Origin of the sequence: Xanthomonas floridensis, assembly GCF_001642575.1 — a bacterium.
In the GTDB taxonomy this organism is placed as follows: domain Bacteria; phylum Pseudomonadota; class Gammaproteobacteria; order Xanthomonadales; family Xanthomonadaceae; genus Xanthomonas; species Xanthomonas floridensis.
The window spans coordinates 15461-35874 of sequence record NZ_LXNG01000058.1; the positions used below are offsets into that span (position 1 = coordinate 15461).

Consider the following 20414-nt stretch of genomic DNA (forward strand, 5'->3'; position numbering starts at 1 on the left):
GTGCGCCGGGTTTGTGATGCCCGCTTGGGCTCGCTTGCCGCTGCAGGCAGTGCGTTCTGCGTCACGCTCGACAGCGCATCGTGACGCCGGCGACAAGGGTCGTTGGTCATGGTGCAAAGCGCGCCCTTTCCGGCAATTCATGGCGGCGAGGTCGGTAAACTTTCGCCGTACCCCGCCAGGATGTTCTGATGCTTGTTCTGCCCAGCGCGCGTGTCTGCGTTGCGCTTCTGTTGGCCGTATGGCTGTCCGGTTGTTCCCGTCAGGCGAGTGCGCCGGCGGTGGCCAAGCCCATCCCGGTGGTGGTGCAGCCGGTAGCAGTGCAACCCTGGAACTCCACCGTGCAGTCCATCGCCACCGTGCGTGCGCGCGAGTCGGTGGCGCTGACCGCCGCGGTCAGCGATGTGGTCGAGCAGGTCTATTTTGATAGCGGCGATGAGGTCAAGGCCGGGCAGCTGCTGCTGCGCTTGCGTGGCAATTCGCAGCAGGCCGCGCTGACCGCCGCACAGGCCACCTTCGAGGAAACCGACCAGCTGTACCGGCGCCAGTTGAGCCTGGTGGGCCAGCAGCTGGTGGCCAAGTCCACGGTCGATACCCAGCGCGCGTTGCGCGATGCCGCGCAGGCGCGCGTGCAGCAGATGCGTGCGGAAATCACCGACCGCGAGGTGCGCGCGCCATTTTCCGGCGTGCTGGGCATCCGCCAGATCAGCCCGGGCTCGTTGATCACATCCAGCACGGTGATCGCCACGCTGGACGATGTGGCGCGCATGTACGTGGATTTCCAGGTCCCGGAATCGCAATTCGGCCTGGTGCAGCTTGGCAATACCGTCAACGGCACTGCCGCGGCGTATCCGGGGGCGCGTTTCGAAGGCGAGGTGGCGGCGATCGATTCGCGGATCGACGAGACCACGCGTTCGGTCACGGTGCGGGCGGATTTCCCCAACGACGATCGCCGGCTGCGTCCGGGCATGCTGCTGGATGTGCGGCTGTTCCAGCCGGCGCGGCAGGCGGTGGTGATTCCGGAGATCGCGGTGGTGCAGGTGGGGCGCGAGTCCTATGTGTTCCGGGTCAAGCCCGACAGCAGCGTGGAGCGCGCCGACGTGCGCCTGGGCGAGCGACGCGATGGCAAGGTGGAAATCCTCGAAGGCCTCAAGGCCGGTGAGCGCATCGTGGTGGATGGCACCGGCAAGCTGCGGCCCGGCCTGAAGGTCGCCGACCAGCCGGCACCGGCGCGGGCTACCCCGCAGGCTGCACGATGAAACTCTCCGACCTGTCCATTACCCGCCCGGTGATGGCGGTGGTCATGAGCCTGTTGTTGATCGTGCTGGGGGTGATGTCGTTCACCCGGCTCACCTTGCGCGAACTGCCGGCGATCGACCCACCCATCGTTTCGGTGGACGTGGAATACACCGGCGCCTCGGCCGCAGTGGTGGAGAGCCGCATCACCCAGGTGCTGGAGGACGCGCTGGCCGGCATCGAGGGCATCGAGACCATCGAGGCGCGCAGCCGCAATGGTTCTTCGGACATCAGTATTGAATTCGCGCAGTCGCGCGATGTGGAAGCGGCTGCCAACGACGTGCGCGATGCGGTCAGCCGCGTCTCCGACCGCATGCCCGACCAGGCGCGCCCGCCGGAGATTTCCAAGGTCGAGGCCGACGCCGACCCCATCCTGTGGCTCAACATGAGCTCCAGCACGATGGACACGCTGCAGCTGTCCGACTATGCCGAGCGCTATGTGGTGGATCGTTTCTCCAGCCTGGATGGCGTGGCGCAGGTGCGCATCGGCGGACGCCAGCGCTATGCGATGCGCATCTGGCTGGACCGCGACCAACTGGCCGCGCGCGCGCTCACCGTTGCCGACGTGGAAGCCGCGCTGCAGAACGAGAACGTGGAATTGCCGGCCGGCAGCATCGAGTCGGCGCAGCGCGACTTCACCCTGCGGGTGGAGCGCAGTTATCTCAAGCCGGAAGATTTTGCCAAGTTGCCGCTGAGCAAGGGCGACGATGGCTACGTCGTGCGGCTGGGCGACGTGGCCAAGGTGGAACTCACCTCGGCCGAGCGGCGCGCGTATTTCCAGAGCAACGGCGTGCCCAACGTGGGCCTGGGTATCGTGCGCAACTCCACCGCCAATGCGCTGGACGTGGCGCGCGAGGCACGCGCGCAAGCCGAAGAAGTGCAGAAGTCGCTGCCGCAGGGCACCAATATCTTCGTCGCCTTCGACACCACCACCTTCATCGACGCGGCGGTGGAGCGCGTCTACCACACGCTGATCGAGGCGGTGGTGCTGGTGTTGGTGGTGATCTGGGTGTTCCTGGGTAGCGCACGCGCCGCCTTGATTCCGGCGGTGACAGTGCCGGTGTGCCTGATTGCCGCGTTCATCGCGCTGTATGCCTTCGATTTCTCGATCAACCTGCTCACCTTGTTGGCATTGGTGCTGTGTATCGGCCTGGTGGTGGACGATGCCATCGTGGTGGTGGAAAACATCCAGCGCCGCATCGACCTGGGCGAGCCGCCGCTGGTGGCCGCCAAACGCGGCACCGCACAGGTCGCCTTCGCGGTGATTGCGACCACGGCGGTGCTGGTCGCGGTGTTCCTGCCGGTGGGATTTCTGGAAGGCAACACCGGGCGGCTGTTCCGCGAGCTGGCAGTGGCGCTGGCGGCGGCGGTGGCGATCTCGGCCTTCGTGGCGCTGACGCTGACGCCGATGATGTCGTCAAAGTTGCTGCGTTCGCACGCGCAGGCCAAGCCCAATCGCTTCCACCAATGGTTCGATGGGCGCATGCAGGCAGTGTCCGGTGCGTACGGCCGCTCGCTGGAGCGCCACGTGCAACGCACCTGGGTGTTTGCGTTGCTGATGCTGCTGGCACTGGGCGCCAGTGCATGGCTGATGGGCCGCATCCCCTCCGAGCTGGCACCGGCCGAAGACCGCGGCAATTTCCAGATCATGATCGACGGGCCCGAAGGCGCCGGGTTCGATTACACCGTGGGGCAGATGCATCAGGTCGAAGACATCCTGCGCCCCTACGTCGGCCCGGATAAACCCATCGTGCGCGCCAACCCGCGCGTGCCTGGCGGCTTCGGCAGCAGCGAGGAGATGCATACCGGCCGTGTCAGCGTATTTCTGCAGGACTGGGAAAAGCGCACCCGCCCGACCACCGAAGTGGCCGATGAGCTGCAACAAAAACTCAATGTGCTCAGTGGCGTGCGTGCGCGCACGCAGGTCAGCGGTGGGCTGGTGCGTAGCCGCGGCCAGCCGTTCCAGCTGGTGCTGGGCGGGCCGGATTATGCGGAAATCGCGCAATGGCGCGATCGCATTTTGCAGCGCATGGAATCCAATCCCGGCCTGGTCGGCCCCGACTCGGATTACAAGGAAACCCGCCCGCAGATGCGCGTCAATATCGACCGTCTGCGTGCGGCCGACTTGGGTGTGCCGGTCACCGCGATCGGTGGCGCGCTGGAGGCCATGATGGGCTCGCGCCGCGTCACCACCTTCGTCGACAACGGCGAGGAATACGACGTGATGCTGCAGGCCGGGCGCGAAGGCCGCATGTCGCCGGAAGACCTCACCGCCATCCGCGTGCGCTCCATTCGCGGCGAACTGATTCCGCTGTCCAACCTGGTGAGCTTGAGCGAAGTGGCCGAAGCCGGCACCTTGAACCGCTTCAATCGCCTGCGCGCGATCACCATTACGGCTGGCCTGGCGCCGGGCTACCCGCTGGGCGAAGCCATCGCCTGGGCGCAGCAGACCGCGCGCGAAGAGCTGCCCGAATACGCCCAGGTGGATTGGAAGGGCGAATCGCGCGAATACCAGCAATCCGGCAGCGCGGTGCTGCTGACCTTCGGCATGGCCTTGCTGGTGGTGTACCTGGTGCTGGCGGCGCAGTTCGAAAGCTTTGCCCACCCGCTGGTGATCATGCTCACCGTGCCGTTGGCGGTGCTGGGCGCACTGGTCGGCCTGTGGCTCACCGGCGGTACGCTCAATCTCTTCAGCCAGATCGGCATCGTGATGCTGGTGGGCCTGGCGGCCAAGAACGGCATCCTGATCGTGGAATTCGCCAATCAGCTGCGCGACGAAGGCCGCAGCGTGCACGCGGCGATCGTGGAATCGGCATCGGTGCGCCTGCGCCCGATCCTGATGACCTCCATCGCTACCGTGGTCGGCGCGATCCCGTTGGTGGTGGCCGGTGGGCCCGGCTCGGCCAGCCGCGCGACCATCGGCGTGGTGGTGATCTTCGGCGTCTCGCTGTCCACGCTGCTGTCGTTGTACGTGGTGCCGGCGTTCTACAACCTGATCGCCCCGTACACCAAGTCGCCGGAAGCACTGGCCCGTGAATTGGACGCGCTGGAGGCAAGAACCCCATCGGTGGGCGGGCACGCCTAGCGCCTGCCAGCCGGCGCGCGAGCCGGGTGGTTGAAATGTCTGCGAGGTGGCCGCGCGGCATGCCGTAGAGCGTTGACTGCGCTTGTGCGGTGGCGCCGCCGGTCGAGATCGCTGCGTGAAACCGTCGCCCCTGGTCTGACTACCCGTGCCGGAGCGCTGCCTGGTCCACGCAATGACGAAGGTCACATGACAGTCACCGCCGGCTGTGGTGGACTTCGGCGGTTACCCTGACCGGAAATGCCGATGCGCCGTCTTGCCTGCCTGCTTGCTCCTTCCCTTCTTGCGTTGTGCTGCGGCACGGCGCTGGCGCAATCCTCCGGCGAGCCGGTGCCCAATGGCCGTCTGCCGACGTGGGCGGTGCCCGAGCGCTACAGCCTGGCGCTGAAGATCGACCCGGACCAGGCGCAGTTCAGCGGCCGCACCACCATTCGCGTGCAGCTCAAGCAGGCCTCCGACCACGTGTGGTTGCACGGCAAGGAGCTGAAGGTCAGCAAGGCCACGGTCAAGCCCGGCAAGGGCAAGGCGCTGACCGCGCGCTATGTGCAGGCCGATGCGCAGGCCGGTGTGGTGCGCCTGGATTTCGGTCGCACGCTCAAGCCACAGACCATCACCTTGGACATCACCTACAGCGCGCCGCTCAATCAGCAGCTGCAGGGCCTGTATCAGGTGAAGTACCAGGGCAATGCCTATGCGATGACGCAGATGGAACCGATCAGCGCGCGCTACGCATTTCCCGGGTTTGATGAGCCGGCATTCAAGACGCCGTTCGACATCAGCCTGACCGTGCCCAAGGACGACCAGGCGCTGGCCAATACCATCGCCACCTCGACCAAGCCGGCTGGCAAGGGGTGGAAGACAGTGACCTTCGCGCCCACCGTGCCGTTGCCTACCTATCTGGTGGCATATGCGGCTGGTCCGTGGGATGTGGTGGATGTGCCTGCAATGCCGGCCACGCCGCAGCGGCCCGCGGCCACGCCGTTGCGCGGCATCGCCGCCAAGGGGCAGGGGCCGCGCATCACCCCCGCACTCGACCAGACCCCGGCGATCATCGCCGCGCTGGAGGATTACTACGCATTCGGCTATCCGTTCGACAAGCTCGATCTGGTGGCCGCTCCGGATTTCAGCGCCGGCGCGATGGAGAACCCGGGCTTTGTGACCTTCCGCGATTGGCTGCTGTTGCTGGACAAGGACTCGCCGGCAGTGAACGTGCAGCGCTCCTTCAACACCAACGCGCATGAGCTGGCGCACCAATGGACCGGCGATACCGTGACCATGGCGTGGTGGGACGACCTGTGGCTCAACGAGGCCTTCGCCACCTGGATGCAGCAGAAGATCACCATGCAGCTGCATCCGGAGTATCACGCCAACCTGGATCGCATCGGCGGCGCGCAGTATGCGATGAACAACGACAGCCTGGTCAGCGCACGCAAGATCCGCCAGCCGATCACCGGCAATGGCGATATCGAAACCGCCTTCGACGGCATCACCTACCAGAAGGGTGCGGCGGTGCTGGCGATGTTCGAAGCCTTTGTCGGCGAAGAGGTGTTCCGCGAGGGCATGCGGGCCTATATCGCCAAGCACAAGTTCGCCAATGCCACTGCCGACGATCTGGTTGATGCGATCGCCGAAGCAGCCGGCAAGGATGATGCGTTCAAGGCAGCTTTCCGCAGTTTCCTCGACCAGCCGGGCGTGCCGTACCTGCAGACCCAGGTGGCCCGCGCCGGTGGCAAGACCGTGGTCAACCTGCAGCAGCAGCGGTATCTGCCGCTGGGCTCGACCGGATCGACCGCGCAGCAATGGGGCGTGCCGGTGTGCGTGAAGTACGGCAAGGGCAAAAACCAGGTCGGTACTGCCTGCCAGCTGCTGGATAGCGCCAGCGGCAGCATCGTGCTGGAAGGGGCCGGCAAGAACACCTGGGTGTTCCCGAACGCGCGTGGTGCCGGCTACTACCGTTTCAGCCTGCCGAAGAAGCAGCTGGCCGCACTGGGCAAGCAGATCGACCAGCTCGATGACAGCGAGAAGCTCGCCTATGCCGATGCGATCGATGCGGCCTACCGCCATGGCGATGCCGACAGCGATGCGGTGCTGGCAGCGATCAAGCAGCTGGCGCCGTCGACGTCGGCCGATGTGTCCACCGCGCTGGTGGACCGCTTCGTGTGGATCTGGCAGTACCAGGCCAGCACCGAGGCGCAACGCGGCGCATTGCGCAAGGTCGCCGAGCAGGCCTACCTGCCGCGCCTGCGTCAGTTGGGTTACACGCGTCGCAGCGGCGAGTCGGTTGACGAGGTCGCGTTGCGGAGCTCCCTGGCCAGCCTGTTCGGCTTGCGCCTGCGCAATCCCGAAGTGCGCAAGGCCTTGCTCGCCCAGGGCGATGCGGTGCTGGCCGGCGGCAACGGCGCGCTGGATTTTTCTGCAGCCAATCCCGATCTGCTCGGCGACGCACTGGCGGTGACCGTGCAGGAACGTGGTGCAGCCGCGGTGGATGCCTTGATCGCGGCATTGCGCACGCATGCCGACCCGGCGCAGCGCAACGCGATGATCGACGGGCTGGGCACGGTGCAGGATCCGGCGCTGCTCAAGCAGGTGCGGGATTTTGCGCTCACCGATGCAATCAAGGTCGGCGAGATGAAGAGCCTGCTGCGCCGCGGCCATGCCGAGCAGGCATCGCATGCATCGATGTGGCCGTGGTTCACCGCCAACTTCGACCGCATCGTGCAGCGCAGCGGTTCGTTCGATGGTGGCGGCTTGCCGGCATTGGGCGCGAGCGGTGGCTGCAGCAGCGAAGAGGCCGACCGCCTGGAGGCGTTCTTCAAGCCGCGTCTGGCCAGCCTCAGCGGTGCCGATCGCGGCCTGGCCCAGACCGGCGAGAGCATTCGCCTGTGCGCCGCGCTCCAACAGGCACAGACTGCCAAACGCTAAGGCGCCACACAACGCGGCCGCGCGGGACGCGATCGGTGCACGAACCGGCATGTGCCACGCGCACACGCCGGAGCTGGATGCAGCGTTCGCATCCCACGCTCACGCGCGACGTGGATCCGGTCTTGGCCAGGCGGCCGCACACCAGGGGCGTTGCCGCACAGGGGACGCCACTGGCGTGCTGTCCCCGTGCCCACGATGGTGCGCACGGCATGCACAGGCGCAGCCGACACGGCGTGGCATGCCGTGCGCGCGCACGCGCCAGGCACAACGCACCAGGCATAGACGTCGCATCGGGTGACGCTTTCGGCCAGAATCGACCCACTCCCCACGGCGTTGGGGTTCACGATCCAGCACTCGGGGAGATTGCGTGGAAGCACTCATCACTGGCATCAACGGCATCGTCTGGAGCAAGGCGCTGATCTTCATGTGCCTGGGGGCAGGCGTGTACTTCACCCTCCGCACCCGTTTCATGCAGGTACGCGGGTTCGTGGAAATGATCCGTCTCACCGTGGGCGGGCAGAAGTCCGATGCCGGGGTGTCTTCGTTTCAGGCGTTGGCAATGTCGATGGCCGGGCGTATCGGCATCGGCAACATCGCCGGCGTCGCCACCGCGATTGCCTTCGGTGGACCGGGCGCGATCTTCTGGATGTGGGTGATGGGGTTCCTCGGCGCGTCCACCTCGTACGTGGAATCGACGCTGGCGCAGATCTACAAGATCACCGATGCCGATGGCCGCTATCGTGGCGGCCCGGCGTACTACATCGAAAAGGCAATGGGGCTGAAGTGGTACGCGCTCACCTTCGCGGTGGCCACCATCATCGCCACCGGGTTTCTGATGCCGGGCGTACAGGCCAATGCAATCGCCGACAGCGCCATCAACGCCTGCCGCGGCACCAGCCTGTGCGGTGCGATGGACGGGCAGTGGATGGGCCTGCCGATGCGCGATGCAGCCAAGCTGGGCATCGGCATCCTGGTGGCGAGCATGCTGGCGGTGATCATCTTCGGCGGCGTCAAGCGCATCGCCAACTTCGCCGAAATCGTGGTGCCGTTCATGGCGATGGGCTACATCCTGATGGCGCTGGTCATCATGGTGCTCAACGCCGAGCGCGTGCCGGACATGTTCGCCACCATCTTCAGCAGCGCCTTCGGCAGCCATGCCGCATTCGGCGCCTTGCTGGGGCTGGCGGTGGAATGGGGCGTCAAACGCGGCATCTACGCCAACGAAGCCGGGCAGGGCACCGGGCCGCATGCCGCGGCCGCGGCAGAGGTGTCGCATCCGGCCAAGCAGGGCTACGTGCAGGCGTTTGCGATCTACTTCGACACCATGATGGTGTGCACCGCCACCGCGTTCCTGATCCTCACCACCGGCAAGTACAACGTGTACGCGCCCGACGGTGCCAAGCCGGGCCTGTATGCAGGCCTGAGCGGGGTGGAAGAAGGTCCCGGGTATGCACAGGCGGCGGTGGAATCGGTGCTGCCGGGCTGGGGCGCGGGCTTTGTGGCGGTGGCGCTGTTCTTCTTCGCCTTCACCACCATCATGGCCTATTACTACATGGCCGAAACCAACCTCAGCTACGTCAATGGCAACCGCCGCCGCCCGTTCACCGTACTGCTGCTGCGCCTGGGCATCCTGGGCATGGTGATCTTCGGCGCGTTCCATAATGCGCAGCTGGCCTGGGCGCTTGGCGACATCGGCGTGGGTGTCATGGCCTGGCTCAACATCATCGCCATCCTGATCCTGCACAAGCCCGCCATGCTGGCCTTGAAGGATTACGAACGGCAAAAACGCCAGGGGCTGGATCCGGTCTTCGATCCGGTTCGGCTTGGCATCAAGAACGCGGATTTCTGGACACAACGATGAAACAGCATGATGGACGTGGCGCGCGGCCGCCACGCGACAACACCGGCAGCGGCGCGACGCCCCTCAACCCGTGGGGCCGTGCGGCGCCACGCGCCCCGGCGCCGGCTGCGCCTGCGTCACGTACCGCTGCCGCCGCACCGGCCGCTGGCAACGCCAACACCGCGCGCGAGCTGCGCCTGTACGGCATCAACGCGGTCCAGGCCGTGTTCAAGGCGCGTCCGCAGGCGCTGCGCAAGCTCTACCTGACCGAAGCGCGCATCCCGCAGTGCAAGGCCTTGCTGGCCTGGTGCGTGGCCCAGCGCATCGGCTACCGCGTGGTGGAAGAGGCAGACCTGAGCAAGCTCGCCGCCAGTGCGCACCACGAAGGCGTGGTGGCCGACGTACTGCGCGTGCCGCCGCAGCCGTTGCAGGAATGGCTGGCCGCGCTGCCGCCGGGCCCGGTGCTGGCGCTGTGGCTGGACGGTGTAGGCAACCCGCACAACTTCGGCGCGATCCTGCGCTCCTCGGCACACTTCGGCGTGGCCGGCCTGCTGCTGCCGGCCGGTTCCTCGCTGGGGTTGTCCGGCGCGGCGGCCCGCGTCGCCGAAGGGGGCGCCGAAGCGGTGCCGCTGGTGCAGTTGCCGGAGACCGCGCAGGCGTTGACACAGTTGCGACACGCCGGGTTTGCGGTGGCGGCCACGCTCGTTGAGGGCGGCCAGGACGTGTTCGCTGCCAGCCTGCCGCAACGCCTGGTGTACGTGATGGGCGCAGAAAGCGAAGGCATGGACCGCCAGTTCGCCCGCGACTGCGATTTGCAGCTGTCCATCGGCGGCAGCGGCAAGGTCGAGAGTCTCAACGTGGCCTCGGCCACCGCTGTCTTCCAGGCCGCCTGGCGTGCCCGTGTGATCACCGGAGATCTGTGATGCGTGTGTCTGCCTGGCTACTTGCTGCTACCTGCGTTGTCACCGGCAGCGCTGCTGCTGCCACGACGCCCACGCCCGCCGCGCCACCGGAAGTGCGCACCGATCACGGTGCGGTGCGCGGGCAGTGGCAGGACGATGGCAGCGCAGTGTTCCGCAAGATTCCGTTTGCCGCACCGCCGCTCGGCGCGCTGCGCTGGCGGCCACCGCAACCGGCCGCCGCATGGACGCAGGTGCGTGACGCCACCCAGGCAGCCACGCCGTGCGTGCAGCCTGCGCTGGGCTGGAACAACGCCATGGCCCGCCGCGGCAGCGAAGACTGCCTGTATGTGGAAGTGCAGACCCCGCAGCTGCATCCGGCCAGGCCGTTGCCGGTGTTCGTGTGGATCCATGGCGGCGCCAATGTGGCCGGTGGTGCGGACGGGCATCTGCCCACCAACCTGGTTGCGCAGAACATGCTGGTGGTGACGCTGCAGTACCGGCTAGGCGCGCTGGGTTTTCTGTCGCTGCCGGAGCTGCGCGATGGCGAGAACGAGGCGGCCGGTAATTACGCGTTGCTCGATCAGATTGCGGCCTTGCGCTGGGTGCGCGACAACATTGCGCAGTTTGGTGGCGACCCGGCGCGGGTCACTATCGCCGGGCAATCGGCGGGCGGCCAGGACGTGGGATTGCTGATGCTCAGCCCATTGGCGCGCGGGCTGTTTTCGGCCGCGATCGAACAGAGCGGTACCGCCGGGTTCGGCTTGCCGGCACGCAGTCTGGACGACAACCGCGCAGTGGGTGTGAGCATCGCCAAGCGCGCCGGCATCGACGATCCGGCCACGCGCCTGGCGCAGTTGCGTGCGCTGCCGGTAGACCAGCTGCTCAAGGCCGGGCAGGGCGTGGATGTGCCGGCGCTGGACGATGATGGCTATATCTGGCTACAGGCGGTGGTCGATGGACGCGTGCTGCCGCGCGCGCCGGCCGAGCTGTTGGCAAGCGGCGCGCAAGCCAAGGTGCCGTTGTTGATCGGTTACGTGGTGCAGGAACTCACCTATGGCGGCGAGCAGGGAGCGCAGGCGCGCTTGCGCCGCGACTATCCCGATCGTGCCGATGCTGTGCTGCAGGCGCAACGCGCGCATGCCGGGCAGCGTGCGGCGCGGCAGGGCAATGCCGCCATGCAGCTGTCCACCGACCTCACCTTCCGTTGCCCGGCGGTGACTGTGGCCCAGCATCAGGCCGCGCTCGGTGTGCCGGTATGGCATTACGTGTTCGACACTGCCGTGCCGGGTGGGCAGGTGACCCATAGCGCCGAGCTGCCGTTCCTGTTCAAGAATCTGCCCATCGGCCAGCCACCGGTAAGCCTGCAGCGTTACTGGGCCGCGTTTGTGCAGCGTGGCAATCCCAATGCCAAAGGCTTGCCTGCGTGGCCTGCCTTCGCACCGAAACATGCTGCGCTGCAGTTCGATGCGCGGGGTGTGCAACAGATCAAGGATGCCCGCCCGGCCGTGTGCGCAGGCGTGGATTTGCCGTAAGCCACACCTCCTCGCCGAGGCGAGGAGGTGTTTCTGGTAGACCAGCGTGGCCGTCACTGCGGACTGGGGCGGCCATCAAGCCAACTACGCAGTCTGCCGAAGTAAGCGTCGACCCCAGAGAACGTGATAACACTCCCTTCTCCCTTTGGGAGAAGGTGCCCCGACGGGGCGGATGAGGGCGCGCCTCAAGCGTCTGTCAGTGCAAGCAGTGATAAACGCGTCGCCACGCGCCTCCAGAAGTGACGCTAGGACTGCTTTGCCGCGCCCCCTCACCCCCAATCCCGTTTCGCGCCCCAACCCACGCTTGCAACGCGGGCGCTCTGCTGCCCGCGCGCCCGTAGCACGCAAGCACTGCCTTTCCGCCCCGGAGGAAGGGCGGCGCTAACGCTTCCAGACGCTTCCGGACCTCCAGCCACGCAAGGTCCGGGGAGTGCCTGCTTGCTTGCGCATCGACACACGTCCTGCCGGCATGGCGGGAGCCGCGATGCCCCGTGGATGCTGCGCGGCTGCAAACCACCCCTTCCGCCGCGCGCCGGCGTATCGCTAGCCTGGATACGCCTGCACGATGCGCGCGCCACTGCGGTCATCGCAGGCCGCTACGCGCACTGCAGCAGTGCGCGTAGACCTGCGGCTGGCTCAGCGTGCGCAGCCCGGGCCGCCGAAGTAGATGCCGCCGTTGCTCATCTCGGGCGACAGGCTGGTGCGTGAGACGCCTGCACCCAAGGCATACGGATAGGTGTAGCCGGCAATCGCCAGGGTGTAACAGGCGGGCTGCTCCACATTCATCGATGACAGGCGCTGCGCGGGACGGGTAGCCATGTTTGCGTCGCGGTAGAAATGATTGGCCTGGAACGCTGCCTGCCGATAGCCGGCTGAGGCGAACTTCCCACTGCCCATCGGCGCGCTGGGGCGACCGTCCCAGGTGGAGATTTCGCCACCGGCGGAAATGAAGATGTCGGCACTTCCTTCGGCGATGTCGCCCGCATAGAGCTCGGCCTTGTAGTAACCGATCCATTCGCCGTTCAAGCCGAACCACCAGTAGCCCTCGGCATTACGCTGGAATTCCACATGCAGCAGCGCCTGCTTGCCGCCAGCGGTGCTGAAGCCGCCTGCCGGCGCGGCGCCGAGCACATTCGCGCTGCTGGTCTGCACGAAGTCGGCGCAATCCAGGTTATGGCAGCCGGTGGTGAGGTAGCCGTCCTGTGTGGAATAGATAAACAGGATGGGCGTAGTGCCCCAGCCTGCACCGGGCTGGGCCTGCCATCCGGCTTCCAGGGTCTGGATCCGACCTTGCGGCGTGTAGCCGCCCAGCCAGATCTGGCTGATCGATTGCGCATCGTTGGCGCGTACCGCGGGTACCCAGGTATTGAGATCGGCGCCGGCGCCGGTCACCGGCGAGCCGGCGGTGTCCAGATAGATGGTGGAGTAGTAATGCACCACCGAGGCAGCGTCCTGCGCGGCGGTCATGCGGCGTGCGGTCGACGGTTCCGTGACGCGCGGTGTGGTGCCACGCAGGTAGGCCTGGAGGGTTGGGTGGCGAGTCAGTTCGGCCAGGCCAATGCGTTGCAGCGGCACACTGCCGGCATCGCAACGTTGCGCCGCATCCAGTGCGGCACTGGTGCGCACGCCAGGCGCAATGGCCGGTGGCAGGGCAGGCGTGCTTCCATCGCGCAATGCCGGTTGCTGCGCGCGCGGGATGCAGTCGAATACGGTGCCGCCTTGCCGCACGCTGCCCAGCACGGTCAAACCGTTGTAGCGATTGAACAGATAGCGCTGCATCTGAGCGAACGCCGTGGGGTCGGCAACCTTCGCCGCCGCATCGCGGTTGGCATAGCTGGCGTGCGTCTGCATCTGCAGGAACTGCTGAAATTCGGCCGTCACCTGTGGAGACGCAAGTGATACCTCGCCGGCGAGGCGCGCGTGCGCCGCCTGCGCCCTGGCGACGCGCGGCGTGGCCGGTGTCTGCAGCAGCGGTGGCATGAGTTGGTCGATGCGCTGGTCGCTGGCTGGCGACACGGACGCCGGCAACAGGGTCGTTGCATGAGCGGAAGCCGCCACGCAAACGACGAACGCAGCAAGGGCGCCGCGCAGTGGCAGCGATCGATGGAAACGAATGGGCATGCAGAGTGTCCTGGGGGCCGGAGCGAGGCAGCGGGCACGCGGCGAACCGTGCCAGCCGCGCCATCAGGTCGTAGCGGCGCTTGCAACGTTGGTCGAACGCGCACGTCCACGCTGAGGGCGTGCGCATCCTAAATTTTCTATCTCTGAAATATTCAGGAGAACTGCCATTGCGTGACAGCAGGCACATGCCATGCGCAACCGGCTAAGCGGATGCTGTGACGCACCTGATGGCTGGCAAGGCGTGGCGTGGAGGCCGTTGCGCAACAGTGCGCGTGTCCACACGTGGCGGTTTCGAGGTGATCATCTATCCGGTCACGTTACTGCAGGCAGTGGGGCGCGGATGCGAGTGGGGTGGCAGCGTCGGCGTTGCTACTCGCCACCGCGACAATGGCCATGTCCCCGTGTCTGAGATCACAAGTCGCATTGATCGCTGCGCACCGATCACTGCGAGCGCATCGAGTGGCGCGCGCGCGATGGAGACGTGCACCTGCGTCGGCTAGGCCCTGCCCGTGCATGCCGGTGAAAACGCTGACGTGCGCTTCGCTTGTGTGCACGAATCCCTTGCGGCGCTCGGCGTTGCGCCGCCCGTGGGGTCAGCTGGCGCATAGCAATTCTTGCTTGCCTCTCTCCGATGATTGGAGAACATCTCGGCCCGATGCAGGCGGTTTCTTTGCTGCGCATACAATTCGAGACGACTTACGCACGGGCGAATGCTTGCCTTCGTGATGCCAGGCCAGTCGATCGCAGGCAACCCAGGGAACTGTGTGGCAAGACTCAACCAGTGCTTGATGCCACGCAGGCTGAGATGGACCGCCATAGCCATCGGTCAAGCATGATCAGCGCGCACCTCGATCATGCGGATGCTTCGCCACCGATGCGAGCAGGCATCCAAAGAAGAAGGGTGCGAAGCGGCTCAGCCCGGCCGCCGCGCACCCCCCAAACATTCAGTCCTTTTGCAATCGCACCGCTGCACCGCCGTTTGCCGCCAGCGCCAGGTGCAAGGTGTCAGCAGCTGTAAGCCTGCGCGTGTCGATGCGTACTTCGGTGGGCGCTTGCCCATCCGCATAGATCGTGGCGGTCCAGCGGCCCTTGCCGAGGAACGCCAATGGGACTTCCAGGGTGCGTGCCTGTTCGTTGGTCATCGCACCCAGATACCAGTCCTTGCCGCTGCGCCGCGCCAGCACGATGTGCTCGCCGATCGCACCGTCCAGCGCACGCGTCTGGTCCCAGCTTGCCGGCACATCGCGCAGGAATTGCGCGGCCGGTACGTTCTCATACTGCTCCGGGCTGTCGGACACCACCGCAAACGGGCTTTCGTACACCACATACATCGCCAGCTGTTGCGCGCGCGTGGTCATTACCTGCGGAGCGATGTGCTGCATCTTGAATTCGGCCGGGCGCACGTTGCGGAAACCGCCCGGCGTGTAATCCATCGGCCCGAGCAGCATGCGCGTGAATGGCAGCGTGAGGTTGTGGGTGGCGGTGATGCGGGTGGTCCACTTGTTGTACTCGGCGCCCAGGACGCCTTCCTGGGTCAGATAATTGGGATAGGTGCGGGTCAGCCCGGTCGGGTGATAGGCGCCATGCAGGTCCACCAGTAGTTTGTGCTCGGCCGCCTTGCCCAACAGGCGATGGTAGAAGTCCACCATCTGCTGGTCGTCGCGGTCCATGAAGTCGACCTTGATGCCCTTGATGCCGAGCTGCTGGTACCACGCCAGCGCTTCGTCCATGTGCGCATCGAGCGCGCGCCAGTGTGCCCACAGCCATAGCCCCACGTCGCGTTTGCGCGCATACGACACCAGGCCTGGCAGATCCAGGTCCGCCACAGGGCGGCGGATATCGGCATCGGCGTTGTATTGCCCGTCGCCGGTGCTGCCGTAGTACCAGCCATCGTCGATCAGCATGTACTGCAGCTTCAACTGCTGCGCATGGTCGATATAGCGCTGGATGGTGGCGGTATTCATGCCCGGATGCTCCAGCCCGCTGGCCAGACTGCCAGACCACCAGTCCCAGGCCGACTTGCCTGGCCGCACCCAGCGCGCATCGAACGCCGGCGGCGGATTCAATGCGGAAACCAGGTTGGATTCGATCAGGCTCGCCGGGCTATCGCCCAACATGATCACGCGCCAGGGCGTGGCGAAATCGCGGCCCTTCGCATCGACGCTGACCGCCAGCTTGGGGTCGTCCAGGCGCGGCGACAGTCTTGCCGACACACCCAGCCCGCCGTCGGCGCGTCCGGTGAGATACAGACCGGCGTAATCGCGCAGGTTCGCCTCGCCGATCGCCAGTGTGGTGCCCTTGGCATCGGTCTGGCAGACCAGCGGCAACTCGAGCAGATTGTGCGGGCGCAACTTCGACGCCGCGATGGCGTCGTACTCGCCTTCGTGGCTGGTGCCGAAACGGCCCAGGTTCAAGGTCCAGCATGCGTAATCACGCGGAAAGGCGAAGCTGGTGAGCTCATCGCGAATGCGCACATCGCCTGCATCCGGCAATACGTAACGCAGCGCCACGCCATCGTCGTAGGCGCGCAGTTCGACATCCAGGCGTCGCTGTTGCGGGTCGGAGAGCTGCACGCGCAATGCGCGGTAATGGTCGCGCGCCTGCCGGGTTTTGCCGACCGGCAATGCAAAGCGGCTGTCGTGCGTGTCGGTCGTACTGCCTTGCACGGTCATGCCGCGACCGAGCTTGCCGGCCTTGCCAAGATCCAGTCCAAGTGGTGCGTCGTCGAGCACGATCGTGTTGCGGTACAGCACGCGGTAGCTCGGCACGCCGCCCTCGGCCAGGGTGAATTGCAACTGGGTACGTGCATCGGGCGATTGCACGCTCAAGCGCTGCGCAGATGCGGGTACGGCGGCAAAACACAGCAAGGCACACGCCACCGGTAGTGCGGACTGGATCAGGTTTCGCATGGTTCCCTCCTCCTGGGAGCGACAACCCTAACGCAGAACGGTTGTCGTCGATATCGCCTTGGGGTAACGTTACCTCGCACCATGGCCGCTGAAACAGGGGCGGCAGCCACGGGCGGCACGACCGAACGCAACGCGCAACTCGTTTATCGAACGGTTGCCGATTGCATGCTGGTGGTGTGCACCGTTGCTTGGCAATAGAGCTTGGGAGAGGCCTCTAATGCTGATGGTTCGCAGGGCGTTCCGCCGTGGAGCGCTGTGGGTGTTGTGTGGTTGCATGGCGTGGGCTGCAGTGGAGGCCGCGCCCGCCGATGTGCCTTCGCCCGGCCCGTACGATGTCCGCGTATTGGCCGGCGGAATGGGATTGGCGAAGAAGCTTGCCGCCGATGCACCGTTGTTGGCCGCCGACGCAGACTGGAGCGTGTCGGGCTGGGTGCGTCCCTCGCGTGCGACTGCCGGCCCTGCATTGATCGCCGGGATCGGTGAGCCGCAAGCCGCAGGCCGCTATTTCACCATCGACAACGGCAGGCTCGGCTTCGTGCAGGGCGCCGACACCGTGCTGCGCAGCACGCAGGCACTGCGTGCCGGAACCTGGACACAGGTTGCGGCGGTGGCGCAAGGCGGGCAGTTGACGCTGTACGCCAACGGCCGTCGGGTGGCCAGCGGCGCGCTACGCCAGAAGGTGGTCGCACCGGTGCTGATGTTCGGCCCACGCGAACAACCTGCCGCGTATACGCAGCACTTCGGTGGCGAGATTGCCGGTTTCCTCGCCCAAGCCGGCGCACTGGATGCTGCAGCCGTCGCGCAGCTTGCGTCCAGGGCGCCTGACGCGGCCTTGCAGCGTTTCGAAGACGCCTCGCCGGCCTGGCAGGTGCAGGTCAGGCAGATGGCCGGCCAGGTTGCACCGCAGGCGCCGGCCACGCTGCCACGCAGTGCGGCGGCCTTTTCCGCACCAGTGGCCAAGCCGGTGCCACAGACGCCCGCGTTGCAGCCGCTGGATGCAGCGGCGTGGCGGGTGGGTGCGTGGCAGCTGGCTGCCGCACCCGATCTCCCGCAGGCCACCGGCGCCAGCCTGTCGCGCGGCGACGACGCAGGCACTGCTGCGGCCTGGCGCGTGGCCACCGTGCCGGGCACGGTGCTCACCACACTGGTCGATCGCGGCGTGTATCCGGATCCGGATATTGGTCTCAACAACATGGCCATTCCCGAATCGCTGAGCCGGCAGGACTGGTGGTACCGCAGCAGTTTCGATCTGCCGGCTACAGCGCAGGGCAAGCGGCTGGAACTGCTGTTCAACGGCATCAACTATGCCGGTGAGGTCTGGGTCAATGGCACGCAGGTGGGGCGCACGCGCGGTGCCTTCGCACGTGGGCGCTTCGATGTCAGCAAGCAGCTCAAGGCCGGCCGCAATGTCATTGCGGTACGCGTTTCTCCGCCGCCGCATCCGGGTATTGCGCACGAGCAATCGATGACCGCAGGCGTGGGCGAGAACGGCGGCGTGCAGGCGCTGGATGGGCCAACCTTCATCGCCAGCGAAGGCTGGGACTGGATTCCGGCGGTACGCGATCGCAACGCCGGCTTGTGGCAGGACGTGCAGCTACACGCCACCGGGCCGGTGGCGCTTGGAGACACCCAGGTCGTCACAACCCGGCTGGCCCCGGATCACCGGCGTGCCGAGCTTGAAATCAACGTGCCGCTGCGCAACGACAGCGCCACGGCGGTGCAGGGCAGCGTGCAACTGACCATGGGCGATGTACGCATCCAGCGTCAGGTCAACGTGCCGGCCGGTGGTACCACGCTCACGCTCACCGCGGCCGATACGCCGGAACTGGTCATCGCCCATCCCCGTCTGTGGTGGCCTAACGGCTATGGCGAACCGGCGCTCTACACCTTGCAGGTGGGCGTGGATGTGGCCGGTGCCCACTCGGACGTGCAGCAGTTGCGCTTCGGCATTCGTGAAGTCAGCTACGAATTGTCCTTGTTCGACCAGGACGGTGCGCTGCGCCGTGTGCTGGTGGATTTCAACAAGGCCCGGCTGCGTGGCGAACGCATCGTCGATGCGCGTCACAGCGCAATTCGCCCGGTGCCCGGCGGCGATGCGCAGTCGTTCTACCCGGGGGCGCAGGCCTCGCCGGCGGTGACGCCACTGCACGATGACGCGCTGGCGCCTTACCTGGCCATCCGCATCAATGGCGTACGCATTGCCGTGAAGGGTGGCAACTGGGGCATGGACGATTGGCGCAAGCGCGTCTCGCGCGAACGGCTGGAGCCGTATTTCCGCCTGCAACGCGACGCGCATTTCAACGTGGTGCGCAACTGGGTGGGACAGAACACCGAAGCCAGTTTCTTCGAGCTGGCCGACGAATACGGCATGCTGGTGTTCAACGACTTTTGGCAATCCACCCAGAACTACAACATGGAGCCCGCCGATGCGGCGCTGTTCCTGGACAACGCTGCCGAAGTAATCAAACGCTTCCGCAATCACCCCTCCATCGTGCTGTGGTTCGGACGCAACGAAGGCGTTCCGGCACCCATCCTCAACGAAGGCCTGGATAAGCTGGTTGCCGAGCTCGATGGCACGCGCTGGTATACCGGCAGCTCCAATCAGGTCAACCTGCAGGGGAGCGGCCCGTACAACTACCGTGAGCCGGTGGCCTATTTCAATGCCCTGGCACAAGGCTTTTCGGTGGAGGTGGGCACACCATCGTTCTCCACACTGGAGTCGTTCAAGGCTTCGGTTCCGGCAGCGCAGGATCAGTGGCCCATCAGCGACGCCTGGGCGTATCACGACTGGCACCAGTCCGGGAACGGCGACACCGCCAGCTTCATGCGCTCGCTCACCGACAAGCTTGGTGCGCCGACCAGCCTGGACGACTTCGAGCGCAAGGCGCAGCTGCTCAACTACGACACCCACCGCGCCATCTTTGAAGGTTTCAACGCGCAGCTGTGGACCAAGAACAGTGGGCGGCTGTTGTGGATGAGCCATCCGGCATGGCCCAGCAACATGTGGCAGATCTACAGCCACGATTACGACACCCATGCGGCCTATTACGGCGTACGCAACGCGGCGGAAACCCTGCATGTGCAGATGAACCTGCCGGGCCACGAGGTGGTGGTGGTCAACAACGCCAGCACGCCGGTGCGTGGCCTGCGCGTGCGCGCGGAGGTCTATGGCAGTAATGGTGCCCTGCTGCAGCAACGCGAGCAGGCCGTGGATGCGGCGCCTGTTGCGGTCTCGGCGCCGGTGCTGCAGCTGGCGCCGTTGCTCAAGGACACCAACGGCTTGGGATTCGTGCGGCTGCAATTGCTCGACCGCGATGCGCTGGTGCGTTCGCGTAATTTCTACTGGGTGGCCGGGGATGCCTCTGCCATGCGCGGCCTCAATGCGCTGGCCGCGGTGCCGGTGCACCTTGCCACGCGGCTGCAGGATGGTGCCGAACCGGTGTTGCACGCCACCGTGCGCAATCCATCGCAGCAGGTCGCACTCACTACCAAGTTGACCCTGGTGGATGCGCAAGGCCAACGCATCCTGCCGGCGTATTACAGCGACAACTATCTGAGCCTGGTGCCGGGCGAACAGCGCGAGATCGAGATCCGCGGCCCATCGGCGGACATCTTGCGCAATGCCACGCTGCAAGTGCGCGGCTGGAATGTCGAACCATCAAGCGGCGCGGTCAGCGGGTCCCCATAACCGCGCCAGCAAGTTGCCACGCCATGCCATTGCATGGCGTTCTGCAGTGACGCGCGATGTCGCGCGTCAGCCAACATGCAATGCCCCCCGGCATTGCCATTCGAAACGGTCGTGGAGTGTCGTCA

At 66.0% G+C, this 20414-nt stretch carries 9 protein-coding genes; 7 read left to right on the forward strand and 2 right to left on the reverse strand.

Going from position 1 to position 20414, the window contains the following annotated elements; genetic code table 11:
• The first annotated feature begins 188 nt into the window (after positions 1–188).
• From A7D17_RS21735 to A7D17_RS21760, 6 genes are all read left to right on the forward strand, one after another.
• Positions 189–1256, forward strand: a complete 1068-nt coding sequence (locus tag A7D17_RS21735) for an efflux RND transporter periplasmic adaptor subunit (RefSeq protein ID WP_064511027.1) — start codon at positions 189–191, stop codon at positions 1254–1256.
• Positions 1253–4378: an efflux RND transporter permease subunit gene (locus A7D17_RS21740; protein WP_064511028.1), complete on the forward strand. Its 3126-nt coding sequence runs from the start codon at positions 1253–1255 to the stop codon at positions 4376–4378. Before A7D17_RS21735 ends, A7D17_RS21740 begins: the two co-directional genes overlap by 4 nt.
• A 243-nt stretch (positions 4379–4621) precedes the next feature.
• Positions 4622–7297 carry a M1 family metallopeptidase gene (locus A7D17_RS21745; protein ID WP_064511116.1) on the forward strand — a complete coding sequence of 892 codons (2676 nt, stop codon included), beginning with the start codon at positions 4622–4624 and terminating at the stop codon, positions 7295–7297.
• Positions 7298–7664: 367 nt separating this feature from the next.
• Positions 7665–9158, forward strand: coding sequence for an alanine/glycine:cation symporter family protein (locus A7D17_RS21750; RefSeq protein WP_064511029.1), 1494 nt, complete (start codon positions 7665–7667; stop codon positions 9156–9158).
• A complete protein-coding gene (locus A7D17_RS21755; protein ID WP_064511030.1) occupies positions 9155–10060 on the forward strand; it encodes a TrmH family RNA methyltransferase in 906 nt (301 codons plus the stop codon). The genes A7D17_RS21750 and A7D17_RS21755 overlap by 4 nt, the downstream gene beginning before the upstream one ends.
• A complete protein-coding gene (locus A7D17_RS21760) occupies positions 10060–11571 on the forward strand; it encodes a carboxylesterase/lipase family protein (protein ID WP_082862230.1) in 1512 nt (503 codons plus the stop codon). Before A7D17_RS21755 ends, A7D17_RS21760 begins: the two co-directional genes overlap by 1 nt.
• Positions 11572–12207: 636 nt before the next feature.
• On the opposite strand, the gene A7D17_RS21765 is transcribed toward A7D17_RS21760, so the two are convergent.
• Both A7D17_RS21765 and A7D17_RS21770 read right to left on the reverse strand, forming a co-directional pair.
• Positions 12208–13551 (reverse strand): neprosin family prolyl endopeptidase, encoded by a 1344-nt coding sequence (locus A7D17_RS21765; protein WP_064511117.1) that lies wholly within the window; start codon positions 13549–13551, stop codon positions 12208–12210.
• Positions 13552–14636: 1085 nt separating this feature from the next.
• Positions 14637–16601: a glycoside hydrolase family 97 protein gene (locus tag A7D17_RS21770; protein ID WP_064511032.1), complete on the reverse strand. Its 1965-nt coding sequence runs from the start codon at positions 16599–16601 to the stop codon at positions 14637–14639.
• A 217-nt stretch (positions 16602–16818) separates the two neighbouring features.
• Between A7D17_RS21770 and A7D17_RS21775 the strand changes: the two genes are divergently transcribed.
• A complete protein-coding gene (locus tag A7D17_RS21775) occupies positions 16819–20289 on the forward strand; it encodes a glycoside hydrolase family 2 (RefSeq protein WP_064511033.1) in 3471 nt (1156 codons plus the stop codon).
• The last annotated feature ends 125 nt before the right edge of the window (positions 20290–20414 follow it).

Excerpts from the sequence above, each read along its gene's own strand:
- A7D17_RS21735 (WP_064511027.1), top strand. The coding sequence starts at position 189 with ATGCTTGTTCTGCCCAGCGCGCGTGTCTGCGTTGCGCTTCTGTTGGCC.
- A7D17_RS21740 (WP_064511028.1), top strand. The coding sequence starts at position 1,253 with ATGAAACTCTCCGACCTGTCCATTACCCGCCCGGTGATGGCGGTGGTC.
- A7D17_RS21745 (WP_064511116.1), top strand. The coding sequence starts at position 4,622 with ATGCGCCGTCTTGCCTGCCTGCTTGCTCCTTCCCTTCTTGCGTTGTGC.
- A7D17_RS21755 (WP_064511030.1), top strand. The coding sequence starts at position 9,155 with ATGAAACAGCATGATGGACGTGGCGCGCGGCCGCCACGCGACAACACC.
- A7D17_RS21760 (WP_082862230.1), top strand. The coding sequence starts at position 10,060 with ATGCGTGTGTCTGCCTGGCTACTTGCTGCTACCTGCGTTGTCACCGGC.
- A7D17_RS21765 (WP_064511117.1), bottom strand. The coding sequence starts at position 13,551 with ATGCCACCGCTGCTGCAGACACCGGCCACGCCGCGCGTCGCCAGGGCG.
- A7D17_RS21770 (WP_064511032.1), bottom strand. The coding sequence starts at position 16,601 with ATGCGAAACCTGATCCAGTCCGCACTACCGGTGGCGTGTGCCTTGCTG.
- A7D17_RS21775 (WP_064511033.1), top strand. The coding sequence starts at position 16,819 with ATGCTGATGGTTCGCAGGGCGTTCCGCCGTGGAGCGCTGTGGGTGTTG.